The organism is Gilliamella sp. B3023, assembly GCF_026536845.1.
In the GTDB taxonomy this organism is placed as follows: Bacteria; Pseudomonadota; Gammaproteobacteria; order Enterobacterales; family Orbaceae; genus Gilliamella; species Gilliamella apicola_E.
Genome location: NZ_JAFNNH010000004.1, coordinates 158,433 through 177,907, shown reverse-complemented (window position 1 = coordinate 177,907; position 19,475 = coordinate 158,433). Strand labels below are relative to the sequence as shown.

Annotated in this window: 17 protein-coding genes; 5 read left to right on the top strand and 12 right to left on the bottom strand. The window is 37.4% G+C overall.

Annotated features, from left to right (window positions below):
* The first annotated feature begins 344 nt into the window (after nucleotides 1–344).
* Both J3U16_RS04225 and J3U16_RS04220 read left to right on the top strand, forming a co-directional pair.
* Nucleotides 345–1,649, top strand: coding sequence for a hypothetical protein (locus tag J3U16_RS04225; RefSeq protein ID WP_267330534.1), 1,305 nt, complete (start codon nucleotides 345–347; stop codon nucleotides 1,647–1,649).
* A gap of 195 nt (nucleotides 1,650–1,844) precedes the next feature.
* On the top strand, nucleotides 1,845–2,339 hold the full coding sequence (locus tag J3U16_RS04220) for a hypothetical protein (RefSeq protein ID WP_267342535.1): 495 nt from the start codon (nucleotides 1,845–1,847) through the stop codon (nucleotides 2,337–2,339).
* A gap of 292 nt (nucleotides 2,340–2,631) precedes the next feature.
* On the opposite strand, the gene J3U16_RS04215 is transcribed toward J3U16_RS04220, so the two are convergent.
* From J3U16_RS04215 to tyrA, 10 genes are all read right to left on the bottom strand, one after another.
* Entirely contained in the window at nucleotides 2,632–3,057 is a 426-nt protein-coding gene (locus J3U16_RS04215; RefSeq protein ID WP_065734998.1) for a F0F1 ATP synthase subunit epsilon, read from the bottom strand.
* Nucleotides 3,058–3,083: 26 nt separating this feature from the next.
* Nucleotides 3,084–4,466, bottom strand: coding sequence for a F0F1 ATP synthase subunit beta (gene atpD / locus J3U16_RS04210; protein ID WP_025314341.1), 1,383 nt, complete (start codon nucleotides 4,464–4,466; stop codon nucleotides 3,084–3,086).
* Between the two features lie 47 nt (nucleotides 4,467–4,513).
* A complete protein-coding gene (atpG, locus tag J3U16_RS04205; protein ID WP_065563776.1) occupies nucleotides 4,514–5,383 on the bottom strand; it encodes a F0F1 ATP synthase subunit gamma in 870 nt (289 codons plus the stop codon).
* Nucleotides 5,384–5,397: 14 nt separating this feature from the next.
* The gene (gene atpA, locus J3U16_RS04200) at nucleotides 5,398–6,939 is read right to left on the bottom strand and encodes a F0F1 ATP synthase subunit alpha (protein ID WP_065563775.1); all 1,542 of its coding nucleotides are present in this window, start codon (nucleotides 6,937–6,939) and stop codon (nucleotides 5,398–5,400) included.
* Between the two features lie 11 nt (nucleotides 6,940–6,950).
* Nucleotides 6,951–7,484, bottom strand: a complete 534-nt coding sequence (gene atpH, locus J3U16_RS04195; protein ID WP_065563774.1) for a F0F1 ATP synthase subunit delta — start codon at nucleotides 7,482–7,484, stop codon at nucleotides 6,951–6,953.
* A 13-nt stretch (nucleotides 7,485–7,497) separates the two neighbouring features.
* Complete coding sequence (atpF, locus tag J3U16_RS04190) at nucleotides 7,498–7,968, bottom strand: F0F1 ATP synthase subunit B (RefSeq protein WP_065563773.1); 471 nt, start codon at nucleotides 7,966–7,968, stop codon at nucleotides 7,498–7,500.
* A gap of 24 nt (nucleotides 7,969–7,992) precedes the next feature.
* Nucleotides 7,993–8,229, bottom strand: a complete 237-nt coding sequence (gene atpE, locus J3U16_RS04185) for a F0F1 ATP synthase subunit C (protein ID WP_065563772.1) — start codon at nucleotides 8,227–8,229, stop codon at nucleotides 7,993–7,995.
* A 37-nt stretch (nucleotides 8,230–8,266) separates the two neighbouring features.
* The gene (gene atpB / locus J3U16_RS04180) at nucleotides 8,267–9,049 is read right to left on the bottom strand and encodes a F0F1 ATP synthase subunit A (RefSeq protein WP_065734997.1); all 783 of its coding nucleotides are present in this window, start codon (nucleotides 9,047–9,049) and stop codon (nucleotides 8,267–8,269) included.
* Nucleotides 9,050–9,295: 246 nt separating this feature from the next.
* Complete coding sequence (gene glmM / locus J3U16_RS04175) at nucleotides 9,296–10,627, bottom strand: phosphoglucosamine mutase (RefSeq protein WP_065563770.1); 1,332 nt, start codon at nucleotides 10,625–10,627, stop codon at nucleotides 9,296–9,298.
* Nucleotides 10,628–10,714: 87 nt separating this feature from the next.
* A complete protein-coding gene (gene tyrA, locus J3U16_RS04170) occupies nucleotides 10,715–11,836 on the bottom strand; it encodes a bifunctional chorismate mutase/prephenate dehydrogenase (protein ID WP_267330537.1) in 1,122 nt (373 codons plus the stop codon).
* A 114-nt stretch (nucleotides 11,837–11,950) separates the two neighbouring features.
* On the opposite strand from tyrA, the gene xthA reads away from it, so the two are divergent.
* The 3 genes from xthA to J3U16_RS04155 all read left to right on the top strand — a co-directional run bounded on the left by xthA (nucleotide 11,951) and on the right by J3U16_RS04155 (nucleotide 15,905).
* Nucleotides 11,951–12,757, top strand: coding sequence for an exodeoxyribonuclease III (gene xthA / locus J3U16_RS04165; protein ID WP_065563846.1), 807 nt, complete (start codon nucleotides 11,951–11,953; stop codon nucleotides 12,755–12,757).
* A gap of 18 nt (nucleotides 12,758–12,775) precedes the next feature.
* Nucleotides 12,776–14,119, top strand: coding sequence for an exodeoxyribonuclease VII large subunit (xseA, locus tag J3U16_RS04160; protein ID WP_267330538.1), 1,344 nt, complete (start codon nucleotides 12,776–12,778; stop codon nucleotides 14,117–14,119).
* A gap of 109 nt (nucleotides 14,120–14,228) precedes the next feature.
* Nucleotides 14,229–15,905, top strand: a complete 1,677-nt coding sequence (locus tag J3U16_RS04155; RefSeq protein ID WP_220225328.1) for a molecular chaperone HscC — start codon at nucleotides 14,229–14,231, stop codon at nucleotides 15,903–15,905.
* Between the two features lie 125 nt (nucleotides 15,906–16,030).
* On the opposite strand, the gene J3U16_RS04150 is transcribed toward J3U16_RS04155, so the two are convergent.
* Entirely contained in the window at nucleotides 16,031–18,646 is a 2,616-nt protein-coding gene (locus J3U16_RS04150) for a J domain-containing protein (protein ID WP_267342533.1), read from the bottom strand.
* Nucleotides 18,643–19,341, bottom strand: coding sequence for a DUF1266 domain-containing protein (locus J3U16_RS04145; RefSeq protein ID WP_065563765.1), 699 nt, complete (start codon nucleotides 19,339–19,341; stop codon nucleotides 18,643–18,645). Before J3U16_RS04145 ends, J3U16_RS04150 begins: the two co-directional genes overlap by 4 nt.
* Nucleotides 19,342–19,475: the final 134 nt, after the last annotated feature.

Genomic DNA, 19,475 nt, shown 5'->3' with positions numbered 1-19,475 from the left:
ACTATACTTTTTACACGGTTTTAGCTAATAGGCTAAAATTTGACAAAAAAGTATAAAATTGTAAATTAATCAAAAAATTACTTGACAGGATAGTCTAAAATGCAATATAATTTTCAACAGCCAACAGCCAACAGCCAACCTGCCAAACCTATCTTTTAAATTCGTCTAAGTCCAGCTACCAGCTTAAATTTTTTACTGAAACTTATTTTTCCACTCAATCAAGTGAAATTCTGCGAATTATCGCGCGATCGCTTCCGCGATTCTTTTCTCGATCGTATTTCGGATCCTCTTTCAGATCCTATTTTCGATCCTTTCCCAAATTATCCCGGCAGATTGTTTTTTTCGTGGTCTTTTTCCTTCCTTTTTCTGGTCACGCATTGACATCACAGACAACAGCAAATCAGATACAGGGTACTCCTCCTTATTTGACTTTCGACGGTGGTCGTACACGTGCTGTCGATGCTAACGGTCTGCTTGGGATTACACTATCTAACGGAGCTAATTACACGCCTTCTAATAATACTTCATCTACAACCCCAATCGTCTTGCCGGTTGAGGGTCAGAGTTTTGCTGATATTCGTATGTTCGTTCCTACTGATACAAATTCAGTCGATTTAAGTTCTCTTATCGGTCCTCCTAATAATTATTGGGGTGATGATGATGGAGATTCTGGTGTTACTGCTACTGGTCGTTTAAGTTTATCTATCGTCGATAAAAACGGTCAAACGGTATCACGTAGTGCAGTGCCAGAGATTTGTAAGGCACCTTATAGTGTTAAGTTATCTAGTACTAACGGTACATTATCTACTCGTTACGGCGTTCCTAATCGTAGTACTTTCCGTGAAAGTAGCGTGATTTATTACGTCAATCCTAAGGCTGTGCCGGTGGTTTGTTTCGCCAGACCAAGCACGTATCACTATGATTCTAGCCAAAATGGCCCATCTTCAATGTGGGACCGTACTAAGGGCTTTCTCACTCAGTCAACTGACCCGTCACTTTACGGTAGAAACTTTCCTACTACTGGTGCTAACAAATTGTACTTTGATTTACTCATTAGTGGTAGTAGTCAGCCATTGTCTTGGTCTTCTGTTTCTCGGGGTGGTATCACAGTCACAATGTCTAATCCTTCTGCTACAAGCGTTCGTGTTACTTTAACGGGTCCTTACGCTACAGAATCCCAGCATAATTCATCCACTCCTGGTCCTATTTCTAAACCTACTTTGCCTCAGACCTTCGAGTTGGTCGGTCGTGATACTAATGGTACTCCTGTCGCCAGATATGGTTTTACTTTGAAGCAGTGGTTCGTGAACCGTGGTTCTAAGTGGGACAATTATTCTAATACCTTATCTTGGTGTAATAGTCTTGGTTATCGTCTACCTAGCGTAAGGGATTTAACCAACGCTGTTCGTTCTGATGGAATTATCTCTAGCGCCACCCCTTCCTCGCCGGGTAATTATTTTATGCGTCATATAGGTTCAGGTTTTTTCACTGAGTGGGGCAAAATGGATGATTATTCAGGCGTTGGCTTCTACAGCCTTTGGTACTGGACTAGTGACCCGCGTGGTAGTCGCCAGTTTATCGTGAACCCAAACTACGGTAACGTGGATTGGACCTACGGCGGCTACTCCGGCCTTTGCTCCCATCCTTAGTTTTTATTTCTTCGCCCTTAATCCTTAGGGCGGGGGTGGGAGTGATAAAAAATAGTATTAGGTGATTAAAAGTAAGCTGACTCAAGGAGTCAACGTCGTTTAGCCATAAAAAAAAGCGATTTTGTGGCTTAGCGACAAAAATGCTGGGCACCGAGGTGGTGGTTAAAAATATTGATATTAAAGGAGTAATATAAAATGAATATTGAAGAAAAAATAGCGTTAAGTAAAAGGCCGGTTCAGTTTATAGCCGAAGGTAATTTTTTAAAGCTTTATAATCAATCATTATATGTGGTTGAGCAATTATTGGGTTTTAACTTAAAGGTAACGGCAAAGTATATAAAAAAAATAGACCAAATTATCGTTTGCGGTGGATTTCCTACCCGTTCTATTACTAAACGCTACCCTAATGCCAACCCTAATTTAACGGGTTATGAGTTATTGGGTGATTATGATTTAAGTGGTTATGAATTATGGTACCAAAAGCATTGCCAAATACCGAAGCAAAAAACACCACAATCCCTTCTCACAACATCCCAAGAGGTAAACGAACAGTTAAACGAATTTCGCGATATGAATAAACCGTTAACGGTTCAGCATCTATTATTTTTACAATCATGGCAGGCAAATAAATCGATGGTAGATAGTGCGTTTATTCAGGCGTTGAAGAATTATTTTAGTGAATTGCATTAATAGCAGAGCACACTGTGCCTGATGGCTCTATCGGATTTATTAAATCCGCTGATAGAAAAAAGGCTATAAATAAGGTCAGCATTTTTACGCAGAGCTTAATGTTAAAGGTAAATCATCCACCTCAACTAGGGTGGTTTTTTAGTTTTTTATCGAAAAAAAGTTGAGGAGCGGGGTTTTTGAAGGGAAAGTTGTGTTTTTAGTTATCAAATGATGCGATTAAGTCGCTAATAAAAAAGGCTACAATTTATTAATTTGTAACCTTTATTGCTTTGTTGAATGATCAACGTATATTTTATTGACCCATACGACGCGTTAACTCGATAACACGTATTTTTGCTAAGGCTTTTGACAGTTCAGCAGATGCTTGAGCAAAAGACATATCATCGCTTGGGTGATTAATGTGTTCTTGTGCTTGTCTTACTGCTTCTTGCGCCCTTGCTTCATCTAAGTCTTCACCACGAATAGCGGTATCGGCTAAGATTGTGACCAAAGTTGGTTGTACTTCTAAAATACCACCTGATAGATAGATAAACTCTTCTTCACCATTGGCTTTTACAATCCCGACCATTCCCGGCTTTATGGTGGTCAGTAACGGAGTGTGACCGGGATAAATTCCGAGTTCACCTTCTCGCCCTGTGACTCTGATTCGCTGAACATCACCTGAAAAAAGGTGAGATTCAGCACTAACAACTTCTAATTGATAGGAAGTTAGTGCCATAATGCTCTCTCCGTTCTATAAATCTCTTAGAGAGATTTTGCTTTCTCAATCGCTTCGTCGATTGAACCAACCATATAAAATGCCTGTTCAGGAATATGGTCATAATCACCGTTCATAATACCTTTAAATGCACTGATGGTGTCTTTTAATGGTACGTATTTACCTGGTGAACCAGTGAACACTTCCGCAACGAAGAATGGTTGAGATAAGAAACGTTGAATCTTACGTGCACGAGCAACAGTTAATTTATCATCTTCCGATAATTCATCCATACCAAGAATTGCAATGATATCTTTTAATTCTTGATAACGTTGAAGAATTGACTGTACGCCACGAGCACAATCGTAATGTTCTTGACCAACAACAAGTGGATCTAATTGACGACTTGTTGAGTCAAGTGGGTCAACCGCTGGGTAAATACCTAATGATGCGATTTGACGACTTAATACGATTGTTGCATCCAAGTGAGCAAAGGTTGTTGCCGGCGATGGGTCAGTTAAGTCATCGGCTGGTACGTATACTGCTTGGATTGAGGTAATTGAACCGGTTTTAGTTGAGGTGATACGTTCTTGTAATAACCCCATCTCTTCTGCTAATGTCGGTTGGTAACCTACCGCAGATGGCATACGACCTAATAGTGCAGATACTTCAGTACCGGCTAAGGTATAACGGTAAATATTATCGATAAATAATAGTACGTCTTTACCTTCGTCACGGAATTTTTCCGCCATGGTTAAGCCAGTTAACGCTACGCGTAAACGGTTCCCTGGTGGCTCATTCATCTGACCATAAACTAACGATACTTTATCAAGTACGTTTGATTCTTTCATTTCATGATAGAAGTCGTTACCTTCACGAGTACGTTCACCCACACCAGTAAATACTGAGTAACCTGAGTGCTCGATCGCGATGTTACGAATTAATTCCATCATGTTAACGGTTTTACCCACACCCGCACCACCAAATAGACCAACTTTACCACCTTTTGCAAATGGACAAATTAAGTCGATAACTTTGATACCGGTTTCAAGTAATTCTGTTGAGTTAGCCAACTCTTCGTATGTTGGTGCTGCACGGTGAATCGCCCAACGCTCTTCTTCACCAATAGGACCTGCTTTATCAACAGGATCACCAAGTACGTTCATAATTCGGCCAAGTGTTTTTGTTCCTACAGGAACTTCTATGCCGTGACCTGTATTTACTACTTTAAGTCCACGTCTTAAACCATCAGATGAGCCCATTGCAATACAACATACAACGCCACCACCTAATTGTTGCTGAACTTCCAGAACTAATTTTTCAGTGCCAGTTTCCACTTCTAATGCATCATATACCTTTGGTACTGCATCTTCTGGGAATTCGACATCAACCACCGCACCGATGATCTGGACAATCTTTCCAGTAGCCATTTTTATTCCTCTACGTCTTTTTCTTAACTATAAGCCAATATTTAGCACTAACCTGAAACAGCAGCTGCACCCGATACAATATCAATTAATTCGTTGGTAATCGCACCTTGACGTGCTTTGTTATACACAATTTGTAATTCATTAATTAAATTTGCACCGTTATCGGTTGCTGCTTTCATGGCCACCATTCTTGCTGCTTGTTCACTCGCTAAATTGTCAACCACCGCTTGATAGACTTGTGATTCAATATAACGACGTAAAATCACATCTAATAATGATTTTGCATCTGGCTCATAAATATAATCCCATGATGAAGCTTTTAGCTCTTTATCTTCTGAATGTGGTAACGGTAATAATTGCTGTATTGTCGGCTTTTGGGACATGGTATTAATAAATTTATTGGTTACTATATATAATTTATCAATTTTACCGTTGTCATATGCCTCAAGCATTGTTTTTACCGGACCAATTAAATCAGATAAAGTGGGTTCGTCACCTAAATTAGTTACTTGGGTTAAAATATTCGTTTTTACTGAAGAGAAAAACGATACCCCACGTGAACCAATTAAAGCCACATCTGCTTCAACACCTTTCTCTTGCCATGCTGACATATCAGCGATAACAGTTTTGAAAAGATTGATATTTAATCCACCACATAAACCACGATCGGTTGATATGATAAGATAGCCAACTCGCTTTACATCTCTTTCTTCTAAATAGGGATGTTTGGCGCCTATTTGAGCTAACGCTAAATGTCCAATTACTTCGCGAATCATTTCAGCATATGGACGACTAGCAGCCATTCTGTCCTGCGTTTTACGCATTTTAGAGTTGGCTACCATTTCCATCGCTTTGGTGATCTTTTGCGTACTTTGGATACTGGCAATTTTCGTTCTAATCTCTTTTGCATTAGCCATTTGTTACCTCACCCTTACCAAGTTTGAGTTGATTTAAAGCTTTCAAGCAATGCTTTTAACTTACTTTCAATCTCATCGTTGTAATTGCCTGTCTCGTCGATCTGTTTTACAAAATCGGCATATTGACTATGGGCATAAGATAGAAGTGCTGTTTCAAATGATAATACTTTAGCAAGTTCAACATCTTCTAGATAACCACGCTCAGCGGCATAAAGTACAATTGATTGCTCTGCAACAGTCATTGGTGAATATTGCTTTTGTTTGAGTAATTCAGTTACTTTTTCACCGTGGCTTAATTGGTTTCTTGTTGCTTCGTCTAAGTCAGATGCAAATTGTGAGAAAGCGGCTAATTCACGATATTGTGCAAGTGCTGTACGAATACCGCCTGATAATTTTTTCATTATCTTAGTTTGAGCCGCGCCACCTACACGAGAAACCGAGATACCTGGGTTTACCGCAGGACGGATACCCGAGTTGAATAAGCTGGTTTCAAGGAAGATCTGACCATCTGTAATCGAAATTACGTTAGTTGGTACGAATGCAGAAACGTCACCCGCTTGAGTTTCGATAATTGGTAACGCAGTTAATGAACCGGTTTTACCTTTTACTTCGCCTTTAGTGAACTCTTCAACATAAGCTTCGTTAACACGAGCTGCACGTTCAAGTAAACGTGAGTGAAGATAGAACACGTCACCAGGGTAAGCTTCACGTCCAGGTGGGCGACGAAGTAGTAATGAAATTTGACGATAAGCAACGGCTTGTTTCGATAAATCATCATAAACAATTAGTGCATCTTGTCCGCGGTCACGGAAGTATTCTCCCATAGCACAACCCGCGTAAGGTGCTAAGTATTGTAATGCTGCTGATTCAGACGCTGATGCAACAACCACAATGGTATTTTTAAGTGCACCGTGCTCTTCAAGTTTACGCACTACGTTAGCAATAGTTGATTGTTTTTGACCGATTGCGACGTAAATACATTTAACACCAGAATCACGTTGATTAATAATGGCGTCGATGGCTAATGCGGTTTTACCGGTTTGACGGTCACCGATGATAAGTTCACGTTGACCACGACCAATTGGAATCATTGAGTCAACCGCTTTATAACCAGTTTGTAACGCTTGGTCAACAGATTGACGATCGATAACGCCTGGCGCAACAACTTCTACAGGTGAGAAGCCGTCATGTTGAATCGAACCTTTACCATCAATTGGTTCACCAAGTGTGTTAATAACACGGCCTAATAAACCATCACCTACTGGTACCTGTAAAATACGGCCAGTACATTGTACTTTCATCCCTTCAGATAAGTCTTCGTATGGTCCCATGACCACCGCACCAACAGAATCTCTTTCAAGGTTTAATGCCATTGCATATCGGTTGCCTGGTAATGCAATCATTTCGCCTTGCATGACATCAGTTAATCCGTGGATTCGAAGGATACCATCACTTACTGAGATGATCGTTCCTTCATTGTGAGCATCACTCACAATATTGAACTGAGCTATCCGCTCTTTAATTAGTTCACTTATTTCAGTTGAATTTAGCTGCATTATCAGTCCCCTTAAGACTGTAGAACGTCATTTAGTCGATTTAGACGTCCTCTGATACTACTATCAATAACCATATCGCCCGTACGAATAATAAAACCAGAAATGAGCGATTTATCAATATGACATTTTAGTTTTACTTTTCGTGATAAACGTTTTTCGACAGCGACAGAAATTTTATCAAGTTGTTCACTAGTAAGCTCATTGGCAGAAATTACATCAACGTCTGCTTGCGCTTCTCTTTCTAAACAGTATTGCTCAAACAATGTTAACACTTCAGGAAGAAGGGATAAGCGTTTGTTTTCAGCCATCACTTTAATAAAATTAGTGCTAAACTCATCAAGCACATCTTTACAGATGTTGATGAGTAAGTTAGCCACTGAATCGGTTTTCATGTCAGATGTTAAAATGCTTTTTATTTGAGCATCTTTGCTCACTTCAGCAGTTAACACTAACATTTTGTGCCATGATTCGATGCTATTTTTTTCAACAGCAAAGTCGAAAGCGGCTTTAGCATAAGGGCGAGCAATCGTAATTAAGTCAGCCATTGCTCTATTCTCCTTATAGTTCAGCTACGAGTTTATCAATGATGTCGCTGTTAGCGGCTTCATTAACAGAACGTTCAATAATTTTTTCTGCACCGGCAATAGCGAGTGTAGCGACTTGTTGTTTAAGCTCTTCACGAGCGCGTTTACGCTCAGCCTCAACTTCAGCAAGTCCTTGAGCAACAATCCTTTCTTTTTCACGAGTAGCTTCTTGTTTAGCTTCTTCTAGAATGGCTGCTTTGCGTTTATTCGCTTGCTCAATAATTGCATTAGCCTCAACCTTAGCCTGTTGCATTATGTCAGATGTATTTGCTTTGGCTAATTCCAAATCTTTTTTTGCTGTTTCTGCTGAAGCTAATCCTTCCGCTATCTCTTTTTGGCGTTTTTCAATCGCTCGGATAACCGGAGGCCAAACAAACTTCATACAGAACCAAACAAACAATACAAATGTAATTGCTTGGCCGAGGAGAGTTGCGTTCATATTCATGAGACAATTCCTCTTAAATTATTATTAACCAGCAACAGCAAAAATAACATATAGCGCAATACCCACACAAATCATAGGAATCGCATCAACTAAGCCCATAACGATAAAGAATTGTGTACGTAACATAGGCATTAATTCTGGTTGACGAGCAGCACCTTCTAAGAATTTACCACCTAATAGACCGATACCAACTGCACCACCGATTGCAGCTAATCCCATCATTATGCCAGCGGCTACAAATAACATACTCATACTATCCATTATATACTCCAGTTTATTATCTAAAAAAAAGTTAAAATTAATGATCTTCTGTTGTTGAGGCCATCGCTAAATAGACGATAGTCAACACCATAAAAATAAATGCTTGTAAGGTGATTATCAAAATATGGAAGATAGCCCATGGTAGTGATAATACCCATTGTGACCACCAAGGTAATAATGCTGCTATTAAGATGAAGATAAGTTCACCAGCATACATGTTACCGAAGAGTCGTAATCCTAAAGAAACAGGTTTAGCCAATAAGCTAACAAGTTCAAGGACTAAATTGATTGGTGCAAATGCCCAATGATTAAATGGATGCAAGGTGTATTCTTTAATAAACCCTGAAATCCCTTTATATTTGATTGAATAAATGATGATAAGTGCAAAGACACCGAGTGACATTGACATTGTGATACTCACGTCAGCTGTCGGTACGACTCTTAAATGAGATAGACCTAAATATTGTCCCGCATAAGGTAGGAAATCAACAGGGATTAGATCCATTAAGTTCATTAAAAATACCCAGATAAACACAGTAAGTGCTAAAGGGGCAATGAGTTTATTTTGACCTGTGAACATGTCTTTGACAGTATTATTTACAAATTCAAAGATCATCTCTACCGCACATTGAAGTTTACCTGGTACGCCACTCGTCGCTTTCCTTGCTACACGATGGAAAATCCATAAGAAAAGCACACCAAGTACAATTGAGAAGAACAAGGAATCAAGATTAAAGGTCCAAAAACCAGAACCAACTTGTAAGTTCTCCAGATGGTGTTTTATATAAGCTTGCGGTGAAGCTGGAGAGGAAACTGCCATATAACCCTCTTACCTATTTTAAAAATAAAAACTACAGTTTGTTTTTGCCTTAAAAGGTATAAACAATCACTGCAATAACCGAAGCTATTATTTTAAACCTAATTCCCTATAATAAGTCAACAACTGATTAAAAAAATAAAGAATTTAGACACTTTTTACTAATTTTGTGTAAAGAATAACAGCTTTACCGATCACTTTATTAGAAATATTGTTCATCAATAGCTTAATTAATGATGAAAAAACAGGCTAATTTGATGCTTTAACTGCATTGGCAATTTGTTCCGCTAATTTTTGCACTTGAGAGTGATTACTACCTTCTACCATTACGCGGATAAGCGGTTCGGTGCCTGATTTGCGTATCAATACCCGACCTTCATTGCCAAGTTGCGTTTCTGCCTGTTCAATTGCAGATTTGACCGCAGCATTGGCTAATGGGTTTCCTGTATAACGGACGTTAATTAATATTTGTGGTAGCATGGTCATGCCTTGACATAATTCAGCGAGTGACATGTTATTTCTTATCATTGCTGCCAGAACTTGTAAGCCTGCAACAATACCATCGCCTGTTGTAGTTTTATCAAGTAAAAGGACATGGCCTGAATTTTCTGCACCTAATCGCCAATTTTTTTCAACCAGCATTTCAAGCACATAACGGTCCCCCACTTTTGCTCGTACAAATGGGATGCCAAGATTTTTAAGGGCGATTTCAAGTCCCATGTTGCTCATCAAGGTCCCGACAACGCCACCTTTAAGTTGACCTTGCCTTAAGGCTTCACGAGCAATAATGTAAATAATTAAATCACCATCAATTCTATTGCCTTTATGATCGACCATAATGATGCGGTCACCATCACCATCAAGAGCAAAGCCCAAGTCAGCTTTTTCTTCAAGGACAGTTTTAGTTAATGCTTTTACATCAGTAGCACCACAGTTTTCATTAATATTGACTCCATCCGGTTCACAACCAATTTTTATTACTTTAGCACCAAGTTCTCGAAGTACTTTTGGGGCAATGTGGTAAGTGGCTCCGTTGGCACAATCCACAACAACTTTTAGTCCTGATAGACTTAAGTCGTGATCAAAGGTGCTTTTACAAAATTCGATGTATCGACCCGCTGCATCGGTTATTCGGCTTGCTCGGCCAAGTTGTTTTGATTCAACACAGTCGATCTGTTTTTCAAGCTCGGCTTCGATTTCTAATTCAATGGCGTCATCGAGTTTTCGCCCTTCAGTTGAGAAAAATTTAATACCGTTATCATAAAATGGGTTATGAGAGGCCGATATGACTACACCCGCATCAGCCCGAAATGTGCGAGTTAGATAAGCAATGGCAGGTGTTGGCATTGGTCCAGTAAAAGCAGCAGCGACGCCCGCGGAGGCAAATCCTGCTTCTAAAGCCGATTCAAGCATATAACCTGAAATACGAGTATCTTTACCGATGAGGACTTTTTTAACACCATCTTTAGCCAGTACTCGTCCTGCTGCCCAGCCTAACTTGAGGGCGAAATCAGGCGTGATAGGATATTCTCCAACTTTTCCACGAATACCATCTGTCCCAAAATATTTCCGATTAGACATGTTATTTCCTCATACTAAAGTTTTTTATTTGACCAATTGCCTTTCTTATAAGTCGTTTTTTATCCTATAAAAGGAAGCGAAGTAAAATTATTCTCGATTGTCATTAGCAAATTTTAATAATACTTGGCTCTCTTTTATAAAACGTTCAGCATAACTGCCAAACCATTTAGTTACTTCATTAAAATTTTCAATGAATTTAGTTTTATCTCGTTGTTCAATTAATTTAACCATTTGCCCAAAACATTCATAATAGCGTTTGATTAACTCAATATTTTCATCTGACGCCATGATGATATCGGCATAAAGAACGGGATCTTGAGCAAATAAGCGACCAACCATCATTAACTCCAAGCGATAAATAGGTGATGATAAGGTAATTAATTGTTCTAAATCAGCGTGTTCTCGTTGTAAATTTACACCATATGAGAACGAAGTAAAATGGCGTAATGCTTGAATAAACGACATACATTTGTCATGCTCTTTGGCATCAATCGCGCACAAATTGGCTCCCCAAATTCGCATCTGTTCAATTAACCATTGATATTGTTCAGGATATCGACCTTGGCAGTAGACAATGACTTGTTTGGCTAAATTTGGCACGTCCGGACCAAACATTGGATGCAATCCAACCACAGGCCCCGCGTGTTTGGCTAGCATGGCTTGTAAAGGTTTGACTTTGATTGATGTAAAATCGGTTAAAATGCAATCTTTAGGTAATGGCGGTAATTGTTCAATTATTTCGCATGTTTTGTTGATAGGTACTGTAACAATAACGGCAGCGGCATCAGCGACAACTTCGGCTGCTTGATGCATGGTTTTGGAACCTAAGGTTTTAACTTCATAACCTGATAGGGTAAATAGTTTGGTAAATAATCTACCCATTTGTCCATTACCGCCAATGATGACAATCGAGCCTTTGCCGTTGTAAACTTTTTTAAAACCTTTGTCGTTTTCACTGATATAGGATTCACGCATTAACCGGCGTAAAATATCCTCAATTAATGCGGGTGATATACCTAAATTTTCGGCTTCTTGCTTACGTTTAGCTAACATATCGGCTTCACGTTTAGGATCATAAATCGGAATTCCATGCTCGCTTTTTACCTCACCAACTTCAGCAACTAATGCTAGTCGTTGACTAATTAAAGCTAAAATTGATTTGTCAACTTCATCAATTTTATGACGCAATGAAAGTAATTCCTTAGACATATTGTTGATCCTTTAATCACTAGTTATAGCTTTCGCTGTAATTGCTTAACAGTATAACGTATTTTTGGTAGCATGGGTCAATTGCAAAATTAAATCAAATACAATAAATTTATGATTAAAGTTTTATCTTTTAATATTAATAGTATTCGTATTAGAATCCATCAATTAGCTGCGATTATTGAAAGACATCAGCCCGATATCATTGGTTTACAAGAGACTAAAGTTCATAATGACCAATTTCCAATCGAAGAACTTAAGCAATTTGGCTATCATTTATATTATCACGGTCAAAAAGGTTATTATGGTGTAGCCTTATTGACTAAGCAAAAACCGTTGTCGGTCGAGTGTGGGTTTCCGACCGATGAAGATGGTGCTCAATGTCGATTAATGGTAGCTGAATTTCCTACTAGCAAAGGTAATTTGACCGTCATTAATGGTTATTTCCCGCAAGGTGAAAGTTTGCATAATGAAATTAAATATCCAGCTAAGCGTAAATTTTATCAAGATTTAATTGAATATATACAGGATCGACAGCTGAATAGCCAATTATCACTCATTATGGGTGATATGAATATTTGTCCAACTGATTTAGATATTGGGATTAATGAAAATAACCGCAAACGGTGGTTAAGTGCGGGTAAATGCTCTTTTTTACCTGAAGAGCGTGAATGGATAAATAATTTAATGGCAGCAGGTTATACTGATACTTACCGTCATGCCAATCCAGATACACAGAGATTTTCTTGGTTTGATTATCGTTCCAGAGGTTTTAGTGTAAAAACCGGATTAAGAATCGATCTTATTTTAGCTAGTGAAAAACTTATGCAGTATTGTGGTGAAACCGGTATTGATTACGATATTCGTGGTATGGAAAAACCTTCCGATCATGCGCCAATTTGGGCCGACTTTGATTTAGATTAAACTTGTTAGGATAATAGTATGCACAATAGTTCGATTTTATCGGTAAAAGATCTTAATCAAATAGTTAGAGATTTGCTTTCTGATGCTATTGGGCAAGTTTGGTTAGTTGGTGAAATTTCCAATTTTTCTCGTCCAGCTTCAGGTCATTGGTATTTCACTTTGAAAGATGATATTGCGCAAGTGCGTTGTGCCATGTTTCGTAATAATAATTATCGTACGGGATTTACCCCTCAAAATGGTCAACAAGTTTTAGTTAATGCCTCGGTAACTCTTTATGAAGCACGTGGTGATTATCAATTGGTTATTAATCAATTGCAACCAGCTGGTGCTGGTTTGTTACAACAAAAGTTTGAGCAACTAAAGCAAAAACTGTCAGAAGAAGGATTGTTTGATCCGATTTATAAAAAGTCGTTACCTGATAATATTCGTACGGTTGGGATTATTACTTCGTCAACAGGTGCAGCACTACATGATATTTGTCAGATATTAAACCGGCGCGATCCAAGTTTGAATTTGATTATTTACCCAACGTCGGTACAAGGTACCGAAGCAGCGGCACAAATTGCCAGAATGATTCAAATCGCAAATATTCGCCAAGAATGTGATGTTTTAATTGTTGGGCGAGGAGGGGGATCGCTTGAAGATCTTTGGTCATTTAATGAGGAGCTTTTAGCTAGAGCTATTTTTGCTAGTCAATTACCTATTATTAGTGCTGTTGGTCATGAAGTTGATTTCACCATTGCTGACTTTGTTGCTGATGTGCGCGCAGCTACCCCATCGGCAGCAGCTGAGTTGGTTAGCCGGGATAAGCTAGAGCAGATAAAAAGTTTACAAGTTCAAGAACAATACTTATGTATGGCGATTGATTACTATTTAGTACGTCGACGAGAATTATTAAATAAGCGTTATCAACGATTGCAATCACAACATCCTCAAACTAAATTATCTAAGCAATTAAATCGTTTATTAACTAGTCGTCATGCTTTATTTGAAAATATGCAGCACTATTTATCTAAACAATCCTATCGACATAATATGCTGGATAAATATTTGTTACGTGTTTCACCACAACATAAAGTGCTCTATTATGGTCAAAACCTAGAGAGAAAACAGCAGCAACTGATTAATCTGGTTCAAAAAAGGTTAACGGACGCTAAGCATGAATTTGTATTAAAAACATCTCAGCTTAATAGTGTTAGTCCACTTGCTACTTTAGATCGTGGTTATTCAGTAACGACTAACCAGCAACAACAAGTGATAAGAACGGTTGAACAAGTGTCTATTGGTGACTTTATTTTAACCCAGCTTAAGACAGGTAAATTAATCAGCCAAATTGTTGAGATAGATAAAAAAAATAAGTAAAACTGCTCTTTTTTCAATAATGTTTAACTCAACACATTGGATAAAATTGCACCTCAAATAGTATTAAGGATATAATATCTGACATGTTGGAAAATACTAAGAGAATAAAGTGGTTATACATCCTCCAATAGGTATTGATTTAGGTACTACCAATAGTTTAATTTGTGTTTGGCAAAATGGCCAGCCGACACTAATTCCCAATTCAATAGGTGAAGTTGTTACTCCTTCAGCTGTCAGCATTGATGAAGATAATACCATTTTGGTTGGTCATGCGGCTTTATCTCGTTTAACTACTCATCCTAGTCGTAGTGCAGCAGCATTCAAACGTTTTTTAGGTTCAAGTAAAGTTTTTGAGTTGGGTGATCAAAAATTTACCCCAACAGAACTTTCAGCATTAGTTTTAAAATCATTAAAAGCGGATGCTGAAGCTTTCTTGAAACAAGAAATTCGTGATGTCGTGATTTCAGTTCCCGCTTATTTCAATGACGAACAGCGTAAACAAACTCGCTTTGCTGCTGAGCTTGCAGGATTAAACGCGGTCCGTCTAATCAATGAGCCCACAGCTGCTTCAATGGCGTATGGATTACATGAAGAACAATCAGGAAATACGCTGGTTTTTGACTTAGGTGGTGGCACATTTGATGTGACAGTATTGGAATATGCAATGCCAATCATTGAGGTTCATGCATCAGCAGGCGATAACTACTTAGGCGGTGAAGATTTTACTCATGAAATAGTTAAAGCATGTTTGAGTGAATGGGAACTTAAACAAGAAGATATTCCTGTCGATGATTATGCGCGTTTATTGGATTTAGCTGAACAATTAAAATGTAAGCTAAGTGGCGAGCAAATGCATAATTTGACATGGTTTTGGCAAGATAAGCAATGGCAATTTTCATTAAATGAAGTAAGAGCTAAGTCAATTTGGTTGCCATTACTCAATCGATTACGAGCGCCAGTTGAACAAGCATTAAGTGATGCTCGCTTAAAGGCTAATGAACTCGAACATATTGTTTTAGTTGGTGGTTCATCGCAATTAGGTGTGGTTCGTGAGTTAGTGACAAAGTTATTTGGTAAACTGCCTTATCGTCATATCAATCCAACTACTATTGTTGCACAAGGTGCAGCTGTTCAGGCGGCATGTCGTTTGCGAAATGCCGATGTTGAAGAGGTTATTCTAACCGATGTTTGCCCATATACACTTGGTATTGAAATTTCTTCGGGTAATATTAAAGGGTTATTTTCGCCAATTATTGAGCGTAATACGATAGTTCCAACTTCAAAGGTCAAAACGTTTTACACTTCATACCCTCAACAAAAAAGTATTATGCTTTCTGTTTATCAAGGTGAGAATCCAAAGGTTGAAAATAACGTTTTGATTGATGAATTTGAAGTGCCAGTCACACCTATGGAAAAAATACAAGGTATTGATGTTCGCTTTAGTTATGATTTAAATGGTTTGCTTGAAGTCGACGTGGTATTACTTGAAACAGGGGCATTGCATGGTAAAGTGATTGATCACAGTCCGATTGGATTAACCGATAAACAAAAACAAGAAAGCCATGACCGATTAGCGGCACTTAAAATTCATCCTCGTGATGAAATGTTAAATCGTACTTTATTAGCAAGGTTAGAGAGAGCATGGGCACAATCATTGGGTGATGAACGACTACTCATTGGCTCTTATATCGAAGCTTTTATGGAAGTCTTAAATCAGCAAAATCTTGAAGAGATAGAACAGGTTCGAAGCGAAATTGAATCGAATCTTAACGATCTTAATCGATAATCAGATAGATTTAAAATATCCCCTTTGGTCATAATTAAATAGCTTTTCAAAGGGGATTTTATACAAACGAGATAGTATACAAAGATGATAGTATACAAAGAAGATAGCATAAGCCGTATCTTTGCTTAGCTATCTAATGGTGGTCCATAGCGATTAGTTTGATTAATTGAGGGTGAGAAAATAGAAAGACGATATTTTCCGCTACTATATGCATCATTTGAACGTCGCCTAATTGCAAAAATAATATTAATTATAATTAATGCAAATAATATATAGTAAATCATATGATGAGATGATTTCACCCCACTTAACTTTATTATCAAAAAACTTAATATCGCGGTGACGCAACATATTTGATTATAAAAACCTTTGCCATTGGTTCGACCATTCCAACGCCATATTTGATTCGATTTATTTTTAGGTAGTGATTTTGCTTCAAGGTTCTTTTGATTTTCAATATTTTTTGCTAGAAGTAGTGTCGAGCATAAACGTAATATTAGATCATTATCCGTATCACTTCTAATATTCTCCAATTTATTACTTTTATCATCATTAAAAATCATATTATCTTCAGATAAATTTTCATTAAGGGTTTTCAATTGGTTTAATAATTGATAAATATCACGATTTTCTTTCCTAAATGAGGAGGAGATTGATAGTTTGTTCTCAAATGCTTTAGCTAATTGTTGCAATGCTTCATCATCACCAGCTAATTTTTGTAAGACCTGATGTAACTCCTCTTTTTGATTCAGTTTATTTAAGATTATTGTATGGAGTAGCATTAAATATGCTGGTGAGTGGTTAGCTAATTTAGCTTGCCATAATTGATCTATATTTTGTTTGATATCGGTAAAATTAACATCCTCAGGTATATCAATAAAATATTCAATGGCATTAGGGTAATTACATAACATACTACTAGTTAACTTGTTATTACAATCGATCAGATTATATAACTCAACTTCATTTTGCCATTCATTAGACTTAAAAGTATTTAGTAGTGGTGTGAGTTGATCATCATCAGGCAAATGAAATAACTGATTATTTTTCCTAATGAAATTTGCAGCTTTAAACGGCGAATTACCAATAGTCACGACCAATAGACAATGACGATACCATTGCCAATATGCATCTTTATTCTCAGTAATTAACTCGACTGGTAATTTGGGTAAATTATCTCGCCCTCTGAAATGAAAATATATTGGCCAGTCAAACATCTCCATATTGCGATAGTTAATATTTCTATATAAATTTAGTTTAGCTGTGTCTGGAATATCATCGAATCTATCTAGCCATAAACGACCAAATAAAACATATTCACCATTTTCATCTGGGTCAAACTTAGTTGGAATAATAGTATCATCATAATATAACCAAGCTTTAAATTCTTGGACTGGTGAAAGTTTTGTTAGCCATTCAAGGTGCTGTTTAGCCTGGCGTTGTAGATTTTGTAAGATAAATTGTTCAAATTGATCTTCAAAGTGATCATTTAAGATTGCATGTAATAATGTTTCATTACCGTGTCGTAACATAATTGCATGACGATATAAGCGATAAAAGCTACTGGTTCCATCATCATGTAATAATGTATATAACACTTGGCGATAATTCCAATTAATATCAGTTGCCCATCTAATAACATTAGCAATTTCTTCTGGGTAATCTTCTATTTTTAATTTAAACAATCGCGAGTTTGTAGATGTAGTAAGCTGGGGTATCGCATATAAATATTTATTATCAGTTTCAGCGGGTAGACAATGTGATTGATTAAGTGCAAGGAGCAGTAAAGGTAAATAATTTTGATGGTTTTTGGTACACCACTCAATTAACCAAAAAGTAGCTTGCTCTTGATATTGTGGTAAATGATATAACTCTACCCAGAATTGAAAGGCATTTTCTTCATCTTCAAGTAAAGAGTATTGTATTGCTGCAACAACTTTCCATTGATTAGCTTCATCTTGATTGGAATTAGCGATGCGAGTTAAAGCATACTCTAATAAACTTTTATTTTTCACTTTAGCAAAGCTATGCCAATGAGCTAAATCTTCCATCAATTCCTGGTTATTGGGTAAGTAAATCACAGTATGAATAGAAAAATACTTATTTAATTCCTTATAAGGTTTATCCCAAAAAATCCATTGCGCATTACGCACATAATTGATAGTTTCATTTTGTACTGCTTTATTATTTTTAGGTAGGCAGTTATAGTCAAACAAATCACCTCGTTCAATGTGATCGAAAAAATTCTCGTACATTTCAATCTTATCAGGATAGTGATCCATCACTTGTTGGCGCCAACGTAAATTTTCTGCCAATATTTTTAAGCAAGTAAGTGATATGGTTAATGTATCATAACTGATATCTAACATTTTCCATTTGGCAATATCTAATACAGACATTGGGTAATCAAAAAAGGAGGCAATAAACTTTTGCCATTCATCAACATCATTGCAGCGAGCAGGATCATCTAGTAAAGCTTGATAATTATCGCAGATCTCTTTGACTTGGCGTTCTTCTTCGGTAATGCTTACTTCCTCTTGCTCTTGATTGGACTGTTCATCTGTTTCTTCTGGTGACTTTGCGTATTGCATCGCCAATTCATAAGCTTCCCGTAAAGCTTTAAAGCCTACTGGATCTGTTTCGGGGTGATATTGCGGAAGTTTTGCCCGATAAGCATTACGAATTTCTGTTATATCAATGGTTTTATCAATACCCAATAATTGCCAAAAATTATTATTCATGACCAAGCATACTCCATTAAAGATTGTGGTTTTTCTATTTCTTCAAGTTCGATATACCAAGGTAAATGATGGTAGGGGGAGTCTTCATTGGAATATAATTTGGACATAGTCCAATTACGCGATGAGCGACATAATTCGCAACGTAGCTGCTCTAAATCTTCTTTATTGGATAATGATTCCCAATATTGATACCCAATAAACCATCCTGAAAAATAGCTTTGCCAAGATGAATAATAGTGCTGAGCTCGTAGCGCTATTCTATAAAAAATCCATAGTGCTTCATCTTCAGTAATGAACATATTGCTGGTGCCATTGCGTAATAGATAGCCCATTCTTGCATAATCAAAGCTACGTATGCCACCAACACCACACTCGGAATAGGTTTTTTCTACATATTCAATTAAGACTTTATCGTAATCGCAGTGTTTTTCAATATATTTAAGCCAATGAGGAGCGGTTAATCTTGGGTACATAAAATAGTGTTTAGATAAAGCCGGCGCATGACCATCATCAACCATATCAAAAATCATTGATAATAGGCTTTCTCGAGAGTCAATGCCCCAGTCTTTTTTCATATCAGTATAATTTCGTTCTGGATAAAAATAAGGTGAGGTATAACTTGCGCCTTCTTCTTTATTTAATGCAACCATTGGTGCAGATAATCCAAATAACCAATCGATACAATCTTGATGCATAGCTTAACTCTGTTAATGTTTATTATTAATCTGTGTAAAAAGATAGCAGATTTTATAGAAAAATAAATGTTTGTTTTAACAAGTAGAGTAATTGCTTTCTTGAGATATGTTAATTAAAAATAATCAAATAACTT

Coding starts and splice junctions, on each gene's coding strand:
- J3U16_RS04220 (WP_267342535.1), top strand. CDS start 1,845: ATGAATATTGAAGAAAAAATAGCGTTAAGTAAAAGGCCGGTTCAGTTT.
- J3U16_RS04215 (WP_065734998.1), bottom strand. CDS start 3,057: ATGGCACTAACTTCCTATCAATTAGAAGTTGTTAGTGCTGAATCTCAC.
- atpD (WP_025314341.1), bottom strand. CDS start 4,466: ATGGCTACTGGAAAGATTGTCCAGATCATCGGTGCGGTGGTTGATGTC.
- atpG (WP_065563776.1), bottom strand. CDS start 5,383: ATGGCTAATGCAAAAGAGATTAGAACGAAAATTGCCAGTATCCAAAGT.
- atpA (WP_065563775.1), bottom strand. CDS start 6,939: ATGCAGCTAAATTCAACTGAAATAAGTGAACTAATTAAAGAGCGGATA.
- atpH (WP_065563774.1), bottom strand. CDS start 7,484: ATGGCTGACTTAATTACGATTGCTCGCCCTTATGCTAAAGCCGCTTTC.
- atpF (WP_065563773.1), bottom strand. CDS start 7,968: ATGAATATGAACGCAACTCTCCTCGGCCAAGCAATTACATTTGTATTG.
- atpE (WP_065563772.1), bottom strand. CDS start 8,229: ATGGATAGTATGAGTATGTTATTTGTAGCCGCTGGCATAATGATGGGA.
- atpB (WP_065734997.1), bottom strand. CDS start 9,049: ATGGCAGTTTCCTCTCCAGCTTCACCGCAAGCTTATATAAAACACCAT.
- glmM (WP_065563770.1), bottom strand. CDS start 10,627: ATGTCTAATCGGAAATATTTTGGGACAGATGGTATTCGTGGAAAAGTT.
- tyrA (WP_267330537.1), bottom strand. CDS start 11,836: ATGTCTAAGGAATTACTTTCATTGCGTCATAAAATTGATGAAGTTGAC.
- xseA (WP_267330538.1), top strand. CDS start 12,776: ATGCACAATAGTTCGATTTTATCGGTAAAAGATCTTAATCAAATAGTT.
- J3U16_RS04150 (WP_267342533.1), bottom strand. CDS start 18,646: ATGAATAATAATTTTTGGCAATTATTGGGTATTGATAAAACCATTGAT.
- J3U16_RS04145 (WP_065563765.1), bottom strand. CDS start 19,341: ATGCATCAAGATTGTATCGATTGGTTATTTGGATTATCTGCACCAATG.